Consider the following 14,781-nt stretch of genomic DNA (forward strand, 5'->3'; position numbering starts at 1 on the left):
GTGATTATTTCCGCCAATACTCCATCACAGAAGTCAGCGCCAACCCCAGCCTGGTAGCTGCCTGCTGAGGCGAAAGCCCCTCAGCCTTGAGAGCGAGAACTGCCTTCTCGTTATCAGCGTTCAACGGCCGACCACGAGATCTCTTCACCAGAGAACCAGTGTCGTCGAATTGCTCTTGGATCAACTCTATTCCGCCGGCGGCCTCGAAGTCAGTGAGTTTGGCCATCGACTCCCCAACCCGCACACGAGCGACGACTCCTTCTCGCTGCGCCACACAAAGCGCCATCAGAGAGATTGCATCCAGACCTAGGGATTCTGCGAGCGCGTCGAACTGCTCGAGCGTGATGCTCGTCTGAGCGTTCTCGAGCTCAGCGACTTTGCGGCGGTGCGTGGCATCCGAGAGATCGGCGTACCGGGCGCCACGAACGAGGCGGAGTGCGCGCAGCACCCCTGCGAAAGCGGTTCTGAGATCCATGACTTGCTCAAAAGTCAGGATATAGCCACATCCAGGCTTTACGAATAAACGCTAAATCAGTGTATTATTCGTAGTCGTCGAGGCTCACGGAGCTGGCATCGAGGTGAGAGAAGGGTGGTAGGACGCCACTGCGTCTTCTCTGCAGGAGCACCAACCAAGGGCTTTTTAGGTGGATACCTCAGAAATTGAGCTGCTTCAGGAAGCGGCCGTTTGGCGCGAAGGCGCCAGCGGAGAATTGGATCAGCTTGTTGAGATGGTGCAAGAGCGCTACCCGGGAAAGGCCTACTGCCTCGTCCGTGAGTGGACGCTGTTTCGAGCGGCGCTGACCGAGCCTGAGCTGGCAAAGGTGGCAGCCGCGGGGCATCTCCCGCTGTTCCTTTTCGCCCACCACGTGGTTCTGGACAGTGCAGGGCGATTTGAGCCTGGTCACTGGGTACGCTCCAGCATTGGTGTAGCAATGGTAGATGGTCATTTCTTCGAAACGAGGAACACTGTCTACGTTTTGGTGGGCAAAGGTGCGGAGCAGACTGCTTCGCTCAAGACAATTTTTTCCTTTTATTGACGTTGACGAGCCCTAGCTCGCGGTTGAGTTATCCGACTGATGTTTAGAACCAGTACCACTGAGCTTGCAGGTGTTCCAGGTATGTTTGGTGATGGCCTAGCACACTGGCATGGTGTGTCGAGAGCGCTGTCGACGCATTGGTACCACGTCAGCGTAAGGCGTTGGGTTGAAGGCCGGTTTGTGCGAGGCGAGGAGATGCTCAATGATGAGCCCCGCTTGCACGAAATGCTGAAAGCACAGGATGAGCAGTTCATCGTTGACGATGTCCAGGTCGTCACCCCAGGGAGGCTGAACGGTGGTGAGCATTGGCGTATGGAGCGGCTGAGTTCTCTTTCGCTTGGTTTCGACAAGAGTGACTGTGCTGTCTGTCTTCTCGAGGTCGAGAGCGGGAAGGTCTACAACGACTCCTTCGACGCTAATTTCGATCCAGCCACCCTCAGTCAGGTCAGGGAGCTCTATCGAGCGCCAGCCTGATCGGGTCTAGACCTCCCAATCTAATGCATGTCCTTAGCAAGGAGCTTTTCTTTGGCTGCCTCTAATACGTATGCCGTCGACCTGCACAGCCGGCGGTACTCAGATTTTGATCTCTTGCGAATCGCTCGTGCTGTAGGCCAGGGGTACCCGCTGCCCGTGACTGCGTTTCTGGTAAATGTCCAGATCATGGCCTGCAGCGCTGTAGGCGTTGTTTTCGGCCATGTGCACGCCGCCAGCCCGATCGGACGATTCGCCGATGGCCATTACCTTCGCACGTCTGACATCCAAAGCCTTCAGAAAGAAGGGCGGTTTTGGGTTGCGACCACGCTGAACTCAAGGTACGTCCTTGCTTCGTTCCGAAGGGGCGGTGGCCGGGCAGGGCTGCAGGAATTTCTAAAGGTCGGGTCAAAGGGGTTCTTTGTGAGCCCTAATCGCTTGCACTGAAAGATTGTTTTATAAAAAGTGGCTTCCTGAGGATGCCGCTGATGCTATTTCTTTGCCTTTTTTCAAGCGCTGGAAATTCTTCCGACAGGAGTTACAAGTCGTGGCAATTGCTGATTACATCAAGGTCTCTGGAAAGCTAGAGGATATTCGAGTCTTCGAGCACAAGGTAGGAAATGTTCGAGTGATCATGAAAATTGATGGTGTCCTCATTCCGAATACTGACATTCCAATTAAGCTTTACGAAGAGATTGAGGCGGGCAAGCATTACGATTTTTACTGTGTGTACAAGAAGTCTCGGAACAAGCTTAAGAACACGGGCGTGATCTATGCATTTAAAGAAGAAGATGGTCGGATCCGCAGCCTGACGAAGCTTCGCTTAGCGACGCCGGTGTACATGATGGTTTATGGGGCTATCTGGTTCGCGGTAGCTTATGTGGCTGTGTTTCTTCTTGCGCTTCTACCAGTTCTCGCAGAGCATCCTACGAATGGAGCTATACCCGTTCTGCACAGCTATTCAATGATTGGTGGGGCAATTCCTGGATTGTTTTTCCTCTGGTGCGCTATTGATTTTTGGCGCAAGTCAGCGAATTTAGAAGCCTGGCCGAGCGTTGCTCCGAGTGTCGTGGTTGAGCGGTTCAGTAAGCTTCACAAGTAAAATCCAATGCGCTTGGGCGTGCCGCTGCGCGGCCAGGCTGTCGTGTACCGAGCCCCGCATCTTGCGGGTCTCGGCCCTGCGGGCTTCCATCCTGCACGCCTCCGGCCCCCGGCCTGCGCGCTCCGCTTGCCGGACGTGGTCAAATGCGCAATGGAGAAAAAATCCAGCAGTCACTCATGTCGATCAGCAGCGACCTAGCTTATCCAGAACGTGATCGAGCGCACGTCCGCCTTTCAGGCTACTAATACGCCAGTTAGGCCTGTTCTCGAGGATGTCCTTTCTGAGTTCATCATTGATCCTCAGCATGCTCGGAGCAAAATATGAGAAGACCTCGTCAGAGACATATTCAGTCGAGAGGAAATCCACCCACTCATTTTTCCGAGCGCACACGTATAGTGGGTATTTCCTGTTCAACGCCTCAAGGAGGCTGTCATAAGACAGGATCTTGAAGTCATCTCCCTCCATGCTCTTGATTTTGTTGCGCCTAATCGTATTCTCAGCGAATTCATGGCGGCGTCCATGAACGAGGACATATTTGATATGGCAAGCGTTCCTCCCCATGGGCTCGCGTACTGACCCCAATGTGCCATTTATGAAGCCATTGTAGTTACTGAGATCCTGGAACCAGCCGCGCCATTGCAAAATTTGATTGTAAGCTGACACTAAATCTGGGTGGAGGTCGTTAGTGCCTTCTTTGAAGTACCTGGATTGAGGTTTCTCAATCTCAATCAGTACCAGATTCCAGTCAGCAGAGCTCTTCGACATATAGAAGAAGTCAGGTGCGTAGTCGCTGGCCAAATGGAGCTTTCTGAAAACCAGGTCGAAATGAATGCCATGGTTCTGGACGAACTCACGAGGGATGAACTGCGTATGCTTCTCCAGGAAGGTTTGGTAGACCTGCTCGGGATGAGCCTCATCCAATAGCTGCGCAAACTGTTGCTTCAATTCGTCTTGGACGTGGAAATCAGGGTGCATCGGAGTCCGTTCCTGTTGGGTGAGTGCTATGGGTGTGTGATAGGGGAGTGTCGTTCAGACAGCGTGAGTTTTGGAAGGCGAGGCTTGAAATTTTTGACAGGAAATCTGGATGCAGGGTGGCACCGGAAGGTGACGCTTCTCATCGAAGAAACTACCGGTACCAGGGCAGCTTTTCAGAAACCACAGTAAGCCGCTATCTAAGCATTTGAGGTACCGCGGCGCAGTGCAGCTATGTCCGTTTTTGGTGGTGTTCCGAACTGGCGCCCCTATTCGCGACTGAACTGCGAGGGGCTCTCGTAGCCGACCTTGAAGGCTGCAGTGGCAGCATCGAGGTTTTCATTTAGCATCAACCGCTTGGCCTCGTTCAGCCTCAACCATTTCTGGTACTGGAGAGCACTCATTGCGGTGAGCTGACGAAAATGCTGATGGAAGGTTGAGAGCCACATTTGAACCTGTGAAGCCAGTTCGTCCACTCGCAGCGGCGTTGAATAATTCAGCTTCATCCAGTCGATTGCTTTCGCAATCCTATGTCCCTTGCTTCCGACCGAGGCGATGTTCCTCAGTAGCGGTGCTTGGTCACTCAGCAACAGTCGGTAGTGGATTTCACGCTGGATCAAGAGCCAGAGGACGGGTATTGCATCAGGCTCCTCCAGGAGCTCAATCAAACGAGTGAAGCTCTCGAGCAGCTTGGAGCTCATCGCGCCTACACCGGCACTTGCTTGGAGGCCATGTCCACTCGAAGGAAGCCGGCCATCTTGCGCGATCAATTCAGCCAGTGTCCGAAGATCGAGCTTGAACACCAGCCCCAGGCAAGGGGCGTCGTCGCTAGCAATCGTTACCGGAGTGAGCGGGAATATTCAGCGAGGTGACCAGAAATCGAGTTGTGTCGTAGGGGAAGGCATCTCCTCCGATGACCACTTCCTTAGCGCCCTGTGCGACCAACACAATGCTTGGCTCGACGATGCAGGTGATCGGAGGGGCAGGCTCATTGCGCGGGTAAACGCTCAGGTCTGCAATGGCTGTAGGGAAGTCACCTGCGGTTTTTGCGTGCGCTCCGATCACCCTGCAGAGAGTGCCCATGGGGTTATCAAGGAGGGGCGTTTTTAGATCACCCAGATGCCCTAGGCATAGGCGAGAATTAAATCAGCGTCCCATAAAAAAGCCCCGGTGAACGTTTTATCGTGGATAACGTTCACCGGGGCAAAGGAAACCAAAGTTTAGTGGTTCGCCGCTGCTACAGCTTGTGGCGCTTGAGGCGTCTCATGGGACAGCTTGGTCATAGTGAAACCTGTGTAGCCGTACACGATGCAGAGCACTGATGCGACGATGTTGAAGAACATGTAAGGGATGACCGAGACGACATCAATGTTGAACGTCGCGCTGATGAACAACCCTGCCAAGCCCCAAGGTACGAAGGTTGCCATGCAAGCACTCAGGTCGTTGATGATGCGCGTTGCGTTTTCCGGCTTGTAGCCCATCTTCACGTAAAGCGGGGTGAGCAGGGTGCAGTTCAGGATGATCGAGAAGTAGTTGGTCGAGACCACGCCCAGGCACAGCGTACAGCCCAGCGTCGAAGCAGTGGTCAAGCCCATCCGCCCTTGGATGAGTTTACTAAAGGACTCAACGATCACATCCAGAATCTGAGTGCCCTTCAAAATCCCGCCCATGCCGAGGGAGGCGATGATCATGCTCAGCAAGGAGAGCATGCTGCTGATGCCGCCGCGGTTGAGAATCGGGTCGAGATAGGGGTTGCCAGTGCTAATCGTGAAGCCGTTGGCCATGTAGTTACCCACTTCTGCAACGGAGAAGCCCTGGTAGAAGACGGCGATCAACAGGCCGACCAGGTTACCCACGAAAATCGCGGTCAGGGCTGGCTTGCGCATAACCAGAAGGGTAACGATGACGGCGAGCGGCAAGAGGGTGAAGATGTTGAGCTTCATCACGTGATGAAGGTCGTTCAGCAGACCGGTGATGATGCTCGGATCCATCTCGGAGTTCACGTATGTGAAACCGAAGAACATGTACATGAGCGCAGTGATCAACGCTGCCGGAATGATGAGCTTGGCGTTGTGCTTGACCAGCACCATCAGGTCGACTTTCGAGGTGCTTGAGGCAAGCAGGCAGTTATCTGCGGTAGGGGAGAGCGAGTTACCAACGTGAGCTCCTGAGACCGTTGCGCCTACGACGATCGCAGGATCGATGCCGAGACCGATGCCAACGCCAAGCATTGCGACGCCGGCGGTGCTCATGGTGCCCCAGGAACTCCCGGTGGCCATGGACACTACGGTGCAGAGCAAAAAGGCTACCACCAGGAACATCTGAGGTGTGACGAGGCTCAGGCCCCAGTAGGTCAATGTGGGAATGGTACCCGCACAAAGCCAGATAGCGACCATGCAACCGATCGAGAGCAAGAGAGCGAATACTCCGACCCCGGACTTAAGCATTTCGTAGATCGTTCCTTCGATTTCCTTGATGTTATAACCCAGTCGAAGGGCAAAAAGGCCAAGGAAAAGCCACGACGAAAACAGGACAATAAGAATTGGAAGTTTAAGCGTGACCAGAGAAACAACGATGAACAATACCAGAGAAGCCAGGGTTATCAGGGCAAATGATAGGGTCGGTTTCTTTATTGTTTTGGCTTGCGACATGGAAGGGGCTCCTTCGACTTCGGATCGGCTAATCGGCTGCGTTTTTATAGGTTGTGAAGCTGCATGGCCTGGTGCATCACCTCGCAGACCCTGATCTCGGGGGCCTGGAGCGCGATGGAGGCAGATCATTTCACATTAAAAAAATTCAGTCAATGAAAAGAATTTCAGTCATCGCGATGTGTCTTGACCCCGTGCGGCCACGCGCTCAGCCGGTTTTTTTCTCCTTGGTGAGAGCAAGCCCCATGGGATAGCATGGAAATAATTGACGCCAAATTTTATCGGATGAAGTTCTCAATGAAGCTGTCTGCTACCGATCAAGCCATCCTTGACTCCTACAAATCCGTACTCGATGGGCTCTCGCTTTTTTTGGGCGACGGGTTTGAGTTTGTCCTGCATAGCCTTGAGGATTTGGACAAATCTGCGATCAAGGTCGTTAACGGGCATTATTCAAAGCGGACAGAGGGAGCACCGATCACTGATTTGGCGATGACGATGTTGCAAGAGATCAAGCAGGGCGGAGACATCCGTAAGAACATGGTCTATGTCAATCGAAGCCGCGGCAAAACACCCATCAAGTCGGCAACCCTCCCTGTCATAGGCCAGGGTGAGCGCATCATCGGCTTGCTCTGCATCAACCTGCACATGAGCATACCGCTGGGTTCTTTCCTGGAGAGCTTCTTCGGCGCTCAAGGGGGCGATACCCTTCCCCCAGTAACCGAAAACTACGCAGCAAATTCAGAGCTGTTGATTACTTCGGCCATTGATGCGGCTCGCGAGGAGGTTCAGAGTGATCCTAGCATTGCAGCCGTCAATCAAAACAAGACCATCGTTTCACTGTTGAGCGACAAAGGGATTTTTGAGCTCAAGGATGCCGTCAACATCGTTGCCAACGAGTTGAAGGTCTCGAAGAATACGGTGTATCTGCACATCCGAAACAGCGCTAAGTAGCCTGAAGGCCCTTAGGTTAGAGAAGCCGCAGCTTAGCCTGCGGCTTTTTGCATTCTACAGCTCCCACGGCCAAATCACGGTCGACCCCATGGCGGGATTGCGATACTAAATTTCATTGACTGAAAAAAATTAATGCGATAGCGTTTGGGGATGCATTTACCTCAAGGAACCCCGTGATGAGCGATATTCGTGTGATTCAAACCGCTTCCGCCCCCGCTGCGGTAGGCCCCTACTCGCAGGCCATGGTGTTCAATGGCTGCCTGTTCACTTCGGGTCAGATTCCCCTCGACCCTGTTTCCGGCCAAGTCGTCGGGACGAACGTGCGCGAGCAGGCAGAGCTCGTGATGAAAAACGTTGCAGCAATTCTGGACGCTGCTGGCACTTCGTTTGAGAAAGTCATCAAGACTACTTGCTTCCTGAGCGACATGGCTGATTTCGCAGAATTCAACGAAATTTACGCAGAATACTTCGTGAGCAAGCCGGCGCGCTCCTGCGTCGCCGCTAAAACGCTCCCTAAGAATGTACTGTGTGAAGTAGAAGTCATCGCTGCAGTGTAATTGAGTTCAGTTTGGGCAACTTGCTGATTGCCTTTGGAGTGGATATGTCGAAAAAATTTGATACCGTAATTGATCGCCGCAACACTTCGTCCATGAAATGGGCGGGGGTCAATAGCGAGCAGACCATCTCTGTAGGCGTAGCAGATATGGATTTCCTGACTGCCGATGTGGTCGTGGAAGAGGTCAGAAAACTCGCTGAATTTGGCGTTTTCGGTTATTCGATCCTTTCCGAAGGCTATTACAGCTCTTTCATCGACTGGTGCGCCCGTCGCTACGATTGGCAGGTGAAAGAAGAGTGGCTGAGCTACACCCCAGGCGTCATCGCCGGTATGGGTAGTGCAGTGCGGGCCTTCTCGGAGGTTGGCGATCACGTCATTTTCCAGACCCCGGCCTTCTATCTGCTGAACGAGCTGACAGTTACCAATGATCGTGTTTCGGTCAGGAACCCGCTCATCTATAAGGACGGTGTTTACTCCATCGACTTCGATGACCTAGAGCAGAAAGCAAGCCACCCCAAAGCCAAGATCTTCATGCTGTGTAACCCTCAAAACCCTTCGGGGCGCGTATACACACGTGATGAGCTGGAAAAAATTGCTGATATTTGCTTGCGGCACAACGTCCTGATCGTCTCGGATGAAGTGCACTGCGACATGGTTTACCAGCCGCATAAGCATATTCCTATCGCATCCTTGAGTGAAGCAGTGGCAGATATCACCATCAGCTGCCTTTCGCCTACCAAAACGTTCAACATGGCGGGTCTGCAGATCTCGGTGAACGTGATTTCCAACCCTGATCTACGCGCTCGCTTTGCCAAAGATCTGCTGTCTAGGGACAGCAAACGGCCCAATGTCTTTGCAAACATTGGTTTGAAGGCGGCTTATGGGAAAGGAGAGGCATGGTTGGATGAAGCTATCGATTACATTCAAGGCAACGCCAACTACCTGATGGACTTCGTTGAGAAGAACATTCCTGAATTCAAGGTCGTCAAGCCGGAGGGCACGTATCTGATTTGGGTAGATTGCTCGAAAACGGGTATGCAGGGCATGCAGCTCAAAGAGTTCTTCCTGAAAAATGCCAATGTCCTGGTATCGGCAGGGAGTGAATACGGCCCTGAAGGTGACGATTTCATCCGCATCAATCCAGCATGCCCCCGGGAAATGTTGGTTCAAGTCATGGAACGCATGGCGTCAGCAATTGCAGCAGCGCGGTAAGCTCCCCTTGGCGCCTCTTATGAGGCGCTTTTTTTCGGCCTCAAAACTCGCAAGGCCGGTGCTGGAAATAGCAATGTAAAGGTACGAACGATGCAAAGCATTCCACGGTTGCCACTCGGATGTTTCCCTACTCCTATTCACGATTTGCCCAGTCTCAGCGAAGATCTCGGCATCACGCTGAAGATCAAGCGGGATGATCTGACAGGCCTCGCCGCTGGAGGCAATAAAATCCGTAAGTTGGAATACTTGATTGCCGATGCTCAGAGCCAGGGGTGTTCGGTGCTCATCACCGCAGGGGCTCTTCAGTCGAACCATGTGTTACAGACCACCGCGGCAGGTCGCAAGAGTGGGATGCGTGTGATCGCTGTGATGGATGGTGCTGCGCCTCAGACATACTCCGGGAATCTGCGGCTCAGTAAGCTCTTGGGTGCGGAGTTGGAGTTCTTTGAAAGCGACCGGTTTGTCGAAGATGTCAGGGATTACATGGCGCAACGCCAGGCGCAATTAGCCCAAGAGGGAGAGGCGGCTTACATCGTACCGGTAGGTGGGTCGAATGCGCTTGGCAGCCAAGGGTACGTGAACTGCGTGCACGAGATGGCGGAGCAGTACCAGGCTGCCGGGGAGGCGCCGCCCGATTATCTGGTGGTTGCCGGGGGCTCTGGGGGTACCTTTGCTGGCATCGCTGCCGGCTGCGCTCATTTCTGGCCAGGTACCAAGGTAATTGGCATTGTGATCACCACGAATTACTTCGCTCAGCGTGAGCACATGGCCAAGCTGACGGAGGAAGCCGCTGCAATGGCAGGATTCGATCAAAGCTGGACTGCTGCTGATATCGGGCTGGACTATAGCTACATCGGGCCTGGCTATGGCATTCCGAGTCCTGCGGGAGACTTTGCTGTGAATACCATGGCTTCAAGGGAGGGCATTCTCCTGGATCCCACGTACACGGGTAAAGTCCTGTCGGGGCTGATCGGACAGGTCGAACCTGGACAAATTGCTCCAGGAAGTCGTGTGCTCTTTGTCCATACAGGCGGGGCAACTGCTTTGCTGGCCTAGCTGCCCTTTCCTGCGCTGCGTCTTCTCACTAGGAGTGGGATTTCTCGGCAGCCTCTATAAGTGCTGCGGCCTGGGCCGCGGCAGCTTCGAAGCTTTCTGCGGAGCAGTATGTCACCCCCATCCCCTTGGTGCGCTTCTCAGCATTTTTCTTGAAATCCTCGCGATCAGAGGCATCCGGCATGATCGCGATCATCGCAGCACAACGCCCGGCGAATCTTGCCTTATTTTGCTTCAACCAGAGCCCTCGGGCTTTGTAATCCTCTGGGGTCTCCTGGGAGGAGCCTGGCTCGTAGGCCACCACGAATGGCTGATTGCTGTCGAGTAGCGCTTCCATCTCCGCGCCCCATTGTGATGAGTAACCCGGGTAACAGGACGATGCCTTCAGGCTGACAAATGGAAACTGGGTGACGTCGTGCAGTCGGTAATCCATCGCGTGCTGTCTCTGTCTTCATAAGGTTTATACATCCTAACATCCCATGTATGATGCGCAAATGAGATTTCATCTCATAAAGGTGCGTTATGCCCTAGGGTGTGGCGTGAGCTGGGGGGGCGGCAAGCGTGGCACCAAGTCGTTGGAATGCGTGAATCTGTGAGGTTGTGATGAGCCGTGTTATGTACTTGCACCATCAGTGCTCAGCGATGGAGAAGAAGCTGCTGAAGGCTCTACGGGCTTTGAATTGGCGAGAGGCGTGGCCTACGCAAGCAGGCTTTCTTCTAGAGGAAATAGGTGTTAGCCCCGAGCATACCTTTCTGTTCGCCCGGCTCATCATGGGGCTGGTGGAAGCTGCTCCTGAATTTGAGTTGCTCGGCCCGGACTCCCAGTTCGTCTCCAGGGATGAGCTGAACATGATGGTTGCTCTAGGAGGCGTAACTCGTAACAAGGTTATCGCTGGCGATCATCCAAACCCTTTCCAGCCTGTTGCTTTCGGCGGGCTCTTGGAAGCATGCGGTTCGGCTTTGAGAAAGGATGGCATCATCATCAAGTCTCGGTCGACGCTGATCCCTACGGGCAACATTCCGGATTTAAGTGAGCACATTCAGCCTCTTCGGAAACAGACCTCGCTGACTTTGGCCCGAGTGAAACGCATTGAAAGCCTTGCGCCGCTGGTGCGCAGAGTCGTGTTGGAGGGGCAAGGCCTGGAGTCGTATAGAGATCTCCAGCCTGCGGAGTGGGTAAAAATCTTTCTACCCTCGGAGAAGCCAGCGGCAGAGGGGCGTGCATTCACGATTCAGAATTACGGGCCGAATGGCGACGAGCTTGGATTCGAGATTGCGCTCCACTCTGGTGGTGTCATGAGCCAATGGGTTCAGCAAGCGAATGTCGGGGATGAAGTGCACCTTTCCAGCATCAGGGGTGGGCTATGGCCAGTAGATTCCGGTAAGTGGCTGTTGCTTGCCGGTGATGAAACTGCTCTTCCTGCCATCAAATCCATCCTGAAAAGCCTTCCCGGTGACATGCTGGCGTACGTCTTCATTGAGGTGGCTAACCCCAGCGAACGGCAGGTGTTGCCCATTAGTGAACGAGTGCTCGTGCAATGGATATACCGTTCGCAAGGTGCCTCAGTTGAGCGCGAGGGCTTGTTGAGCGCAGTGAACTCCGCGGCGTTTCCTTCCAAAGGCGGGCATGCCTGGTTAGCGGGAGAGGCATCGGTGGTGCGAGCCTTACGTCAACGCTTGCTCCGCGAGCGGAGCATTGAAGCAGGAAGAATCCAGGCGGCGGGATACTGGAAGGTTGGAGAAATCGACCATCGAGACCTGGCAGTAGGGTAGACCTATTCCTTGAGGCGGCTTATCTGGGGAGCCAGCATTCCACGGGCTGCCTGTGCCGCGGCTTCATCGTTGCCTGCGAGGATTGCCTCGTATATCGCGAGATGGTCTGCGTGGCTGGGATCGGGCAATGCTTCGTTGGCCATGGTGGTCTTGGTCAGCGCCCGGAGCGACGAGGAGAAGTACCCATAAAGCGCCTGAAGGGCTTCGTTGTGCGAAGCGTCTACGATCGCTTCATGAAACTCGCGATCATGCTCTATGAGTTGATCCACGTTAGTGCCACTTGCATGCGCGGCTCGTAGATCTAGCGCCTTCTTTAACCGTACCAAGTCGTCAGATGTCCGCCGCATGGCTGCAAAGCGGGCGGCCTCCGATTCGAGGATGCACTGCATTTCCAAGTGATCGCTCAATGCTGATTGGTTGAGTCGAGTGATCGTCTCGGCAGGATCCAGCTCCCGGCGAACGTAAGTTCCATCTCCTTGGCGGACTTCGAGCATTCCCGAATGGGAAAGGACGCGAATTGCCTCACGCACGGTGTTTCTTCCTACCTGAAACAGCTCTACCAGCTCTGCCTCACGCGGGATGCACTCGCCGACTCTCCAAGTCTTCGCCCGAATCAGTTGACGGATGGCGTCAATGGTTTGCTCGACAAGTGAGCGTCGTTGGATGGTTGGAGTGATCAAGCGCTGTCCGTGAGTTAGGGCGTTCCCGGTCAATTATACGGGAAGCTGGAGGGGTGGGCGTAGGCGCAGAAATGCTGCGGAGGTACGCCCCGAACGAATTGGCGAGAAATCGATATATCTAGTCGTAGTGGCTCGATGTCTATTCTGACCAAATCGGTAAACTATGCATGATTGAAAATCATTCACAGTTGTAGAGGTCTTTGTTATGAGTCAGTACAACGCTGGTGAGGCCACCAGCGCAACCATCAGCAACGTTTCGGAAAATGCAGATCGTGTGGTCAAAGGCGGTAAGCGCTCCACTCGTCTGGCATTTTTCATCGCTGGTTTTGCGTTGGCGTGCTGGGCGCCCCTGGTGCCATTTGCTCAAGCTCGCATGCATGCCGATTCGGCACTTCTGGGCACGATCCTTCTCTGCCTGGGCTTCGGCGCGGTGCTGGGTATGCCATTGGCATCCGCTCTTGCGGGTCGCGTAGGTACCAAGCCGCTGATCATTGCTGGTGGCTTTGGATTGGTCATCACAATGCCACTGCTCGCTACCGTATCATCTCCGGAGCTGCTGGGGCTGTGCCTGATCGGATTCGGCGCCTCGATTGGTGCCATTGATGTTGCGGCCAACATTCACGGCATCGAAGTTCAAAACTTGGCTAAGACCCCCCTCATGTCTGGGTTCCATGGCATGTACAGCCTGGGTGGCCTGATCGGTGCCAGTGGCATGGCTGGATTGCTGACGGCTGGTGTGCCAGTTGCCATCGCTGCAGCGGTCGCGTGCTTGGTTATCTTGGGGTGCGTGCTCACTGCCATGCCTGGCTTCCTCATCACCAAGTCCGAAGAGAAGCATCCTCTGTTTGTCGCCCCTAAAGGTTACGTCATCACAATTGGCGTTTTGCTCTTCATCATCTTCCTGGCTGAGGGCGCGATGCTGGATTGGAGCGCTATTCTGTTTACTCAACACAAGCATGTAGACGTTTCTGCTTCGGGTACTGGTTATGCCGCTTTCGCAATTGCGATGGCCGTAAGCCGGGTCGTTGGTGACAAGCTGGTTAGCCGTTTCGGTGAACGCACCATGCTGATGTTTGGCTTCCTTGTCACCGGCCTGGGTGTCGCAATGGTTGCCGCGCTCCCGAGCTATGTTGGCGTGATGATCGGTATGGTGGTTGCAGGTTTCGCCGCAGGCAACATTGTCCCGGCCCTGTTCAACCTGACCAGCCGTCAGAAGGTAATGCCAGCGCAACAAGCCGTCGCCGCGGTAAGCATCCTGGGCTACCTCGGTGTCCTGGCTGGCCCTGGCGCGATTGGCCACGCTGCCCATTACATCGGCCTGATCGCTTCCTTCTACTCGGTAGCAGCATTGGTGATTGTGGTCATGCTGGTGGTGCCATCCCTCTGTGCCAAAGTCGGGCACTGATAAAGGCACCTTCATACGGCGCAAAGCGCGGCCCTCTCGGGCCGCCTTTGTGCGTTCGGCATTTGAGTAGCATTAGATAGATGGGCACGAACCATGGTGGCGGCTTTGAAAGCAATTAACCAAAGCAACAATGATCCGGACTTGGCAACAGCGCTCGTCGTAGGTGCGACAGAGAGCTGGAATGCTGACAGCTTGCCCACGCACAGCCACGAGCGGCATCAGCTGATGTATGCCATCAGAGGCTCCATCCACGTTGAAACACAGCAGGGTAGCTGGATGCTGCCTCCGAGCCGCGCGATCTGGATTCGAGGAGGCACGGAACACAGCTTTTCGGCAAAGCGCACTGTCGAGCTCAAGGTGCTCTACATCGAACCGTCGATCATGGAGGCACCCGACTGGCAAGAATGTGCCGTGATCAATGTCACTCCACTGGTCAAGGAGCTCGTCGCCACGAGCGTAGAGCTGCCGTGGGATTATCTGCCTGACTCTCCATCCGCCCGACTGGTGAGAGTTCTTATTGAGCAGCTGATCGAAATGCCAAGAGCCCCGGTCAATCTGCCAGAGGCTGTCGATCATCGAGCTCGGCGCGTGACTGCTCGTTTGCGGGCCGATCCGGCATCTAAAGAGACCTTGATTGAACTGGCCAACTTCGCAGGCGCAAGCCCACGCACCCTTGAGCGAATATTCCGGGATGAAACGGGAATGTCTTTCACTGAGTGGCGACACCGCCTTCGTCTGGTCGAAGCTTTGGAAAAACTATCAGAAGGTTTGGCTGTGAATCAGGTCGCGTCGGCTGTTGGGTATGACAGTACATCTGCATTCATCAACGCTTTCAGAAGCCACTTCGGAACCACACCTGGCGGTTATTTTAAATAGCCGCAATGTGAGAGTGGTCTTGTTTTTTATTTGACCATTGCCTTT

General features: G+C 54.2%; 16 protein-coding genes and 1 pseudogene. 10 read left to right on the forward strand and 7 right to left on the reverse strand.

All coding sequences use genetic code 11. The features are described 5' to 3' along the window. Positions 1 to 4: 4 nt before the first annotated feature. Positions 5 to 475: an XRE family transcriptional regulator gene (locus tag ACJA3S_RS12980; protein ID WP_289514871.1), complete on the reverse strand. Its 471-nt coding sequence runs from the start codon at positions 473 to 475 to the stop codon at positions 5 to 7. Between the two features lie 169 nt (positions 476 to 644). On the opposite strand from ACJA3S_RS12980, the gene ACJA3S_RS12985 reads away from it, so the two are divergent. Both ACJA3S_RS12985 and ACJA3S_RS12990 read left to right on the forward strand, forming a co-directional pair. Then, positions 645 to 1,037, forward strand: a complete 393-nt coding sequence (locus tag ACJA3S_RS12985; protein ID WP_289514870.1) for a DUF6957 family protein — start codon at positions 645 to 647, stop codon at positions 1,035 to 1,037. A 195-nt stretch (positions 1,038 to 1,232) separates the two neighbouring features. Then, positions 1,233 to 1,511 (forward strand): hypothetical protein, encoded by a 279-nt coding sequence (locus tag ACJA3S_RS12990; RefSeq protein WP_406822157.1) that lies wholly within the window; start codon positions 1,233 to 1,235, stop codon positions 1,509 to 1,511. 99 nt (positions 1,512 to 1,610) lie between these two features. On the opposite strand, the gene ACJA3S_RS12995 is transcribed toward ACJA3S_RS12990, so the two are convergent. Next, positions 1,611 to 1,775, reverse strand: a complete 165-nt coding sequence (locus tag ACJA3S_RS12995; RefSeq protein ID WP_406822158.1) for a hypothetical protein — start codon at positions 1,773 to 1,775, stop codon at positions 1,611 to 1,613. Between the two features lie 280 nt (positions 1,776 to 2,055). Between ACJA3S_RS12995 and ACJA3S_RS13000 the strand changes: the two genes are divergently transcribed. Further along, positions 2,056 to 2,610: a hypothetical protein gene (locus ACJA3S_RS13000; protein WP_406822159.1), complete on the forward strand. Its 555-nt coding sequence runs from the start codon at positions 2,056 to 2,058 to the stop codon at positions 2,608 to 2,610. A gap of 183 nt (positions 2,611 to 2,793) precedes the next feature. On the opposite strand, the gene ACJA3S_RS13005 is transcribed toward ACJA3S_RS13000, so the two are convergent. From ACJA3S_RS13005 to ACJA3S_RS13015, 3 genes and pseudogenes are all read right to left on the reverse strand, one after another. Next, a complete protein-coding gene (locus ACJA3S_RS13005) occupies positions 2,794 to 3,585 on the reverse strand; it encodes a Shedu anti-phage system protein SduA domain-containing protein (RefSeq protein ID WP_406822160.1) in 792 nt (263 codons plus the stop codon). A gap of 266 nt (positions 3,586 to 3,851) precedes the next feature. Then, positions 3,852 to 4,665, reverse strand: a pseudogene (locus ACJA3S_RS13010) (AraC family transcriptional regulator N-terminal domain-containing protein). Between the two features lie 137 nt (positions 4,666 to 4,802). Beyond that, complete coding sequence (locus tag ACJA3S_RS13015) at positions 4,803 to 6,233, reverse strand: Na+/H+ antiporter NhaC family protein (protein ID WP_289514865.1); 1,431 nt, start codon at positions 6,231 to 6,233, stop codon at positions 4,803 to 4,805. 252 nt (positions 6,234 to 6,485) lie between these two features. On the opposite strand from ACJA3S_RS13015, the gene ACJA3S_RS13020 reads away from it, so the two are divergent. From ACJA3S_RS13020 to ACJA3S_RS13035, 4 genes are all read left to right on the forward strand, one after another. After that, positions 6,486 to 7,181, forward strand: coding sequence for a transcriptional regulator (locus ACJA3S_RS13020; protein WP_260270091.1), 696 nt, complete (start codon positions 6,486 to 6,488; stop codon positions 7,179 to 7,181). Between the two features lie 176 nt (positions 7,182 to 7,357). After that, positions 7,358 to 7,738, forward strand: coding sequence for a RidA family protein (locus ACJA3S_RS13025; RefSeq protein WP_260270090.1), 381 nt, complete (start codon positions 7,358 to 7,360; stop codon positions 7,736 to 7,738). Positions 7,739 to 7,749: 11 nt separating this feature from the next. Further along, positions 7,750 to 8,949: a MalY/PatB family protein gene (locus tag ACJA3S_RS13030; RefSeq protein ID WP_289514864.1), complete on the forward strand. Its 1,200-nt coding sequence runs from the start codon at positions 7,750 to 7,752 to the stop codon at positions 8,947 to 8,949. A gap of 90 nt (positions 8,950 to 9,039) precedes the next feature. Further along, positions 9,040 to 10,005, forward strand: a complete 966-nt coding sequence (locus ACJA3S_RS13035) for a 1-aminocyclopropane-1-carboxylate deaminase/D-cysteine desulfhydrase (protein WP_289514863.1) — start codon at positions 9,040 to 9,042, stop codon at positions 10,003 to 10,005. 28 nt (positions 10,006 to 10,033) lie between these two features. Here ACJA3S_RS13035 and ACJA3S_RS13040 read toward each other — a convergent pair whose 3' ends face one another. Beyond that, the gene (locus ACJA3S_RS13040) at positions 10,034 to 10,435 is read right to left on the reverse strand and encodes a hypothetical protein (protein ID WP_260270087.1); all 402 of its coding nucleotides are present in this window, start codon (positions 10,433 to 10,435) and stop codon (positions 10,034 to 10,036) included. Between the two features lie 209 nt (positions 10,436 to 10,644). Here ACJA3S_RS13040 and ACJA3S_RS13045 point away from each other — a divergent pair, with 209 nt between their 5' ends. Then, on the forward strand, positions 10,645 to 11,775 hold the full coding sequence (locus tag ACJA3S_RS13045) for a siderophore-interacting protein (protein WP_406822161.1): 1,131 nt from the start codon (positions 10,645 to 10,647) through the stop codon (positions 11,773 to 11,775). 2 nt (positions 11,776 to 11,777) lie between these two features. On the opposite strand, the gene ACJA3S_RS13050 is transcribed toward ACJA3S_RS13045, so the two are convergent. Further along, positions 11,778 to 12,455, reverse strand: coding sequence for a FadR/GntR family transcriptional regulator (locus ACJA3S_RS13050; RefSeq protein WP_260270085.1), 678 nt, complete (start codon positions 12,453 to 12,455; stop codon positions 11,778 to 11,780). Positions 12,456 to 12,660: 205 nt separating this feature from the next. Here ACJA3S_RS13050 and ACJA3S_RS13055 point away from each other — a divergent pair, with 205 nt between their 5' ends. Then, on the forward strand, positions 12,661 to 13,860 hold the full coding sequence (locus ACJA3S_RS13055) for an MFS transporter (RefSeq protein ID WP_406822162.1): 1,200 nt from the start codon (positions 12,661 to 12,663) through the stop codon (positions 13,858 to 13,860). Positions 13,861 to 13,965: 105 nt separating this feature from the next. Continuing rightward, a complete protein-coding gene (locus tag ACJA3S_RS13060) occupies positions 13,966 to 14,736 on the forward strand; it encodes a helix-turn-helix domain-containing protein (RefSeq protein WP_260270083.1) in 771 nt (256 codons plus the stop codon). Positions 14,737 to 14,781: the final 45 nt, after the last annotated feature.

Origin of the sequence: Pseudomonas sp. KnCO4, from assembly GCF_045344305.1 — a bacterium.
GTDB lineage: Bacteria > Pseudomonadota > Gammaproteobacteria > Pseudomonadales > Pseudomonadaceae > Aquipseudomonas > Aquipseudomonas anuradhapurensis.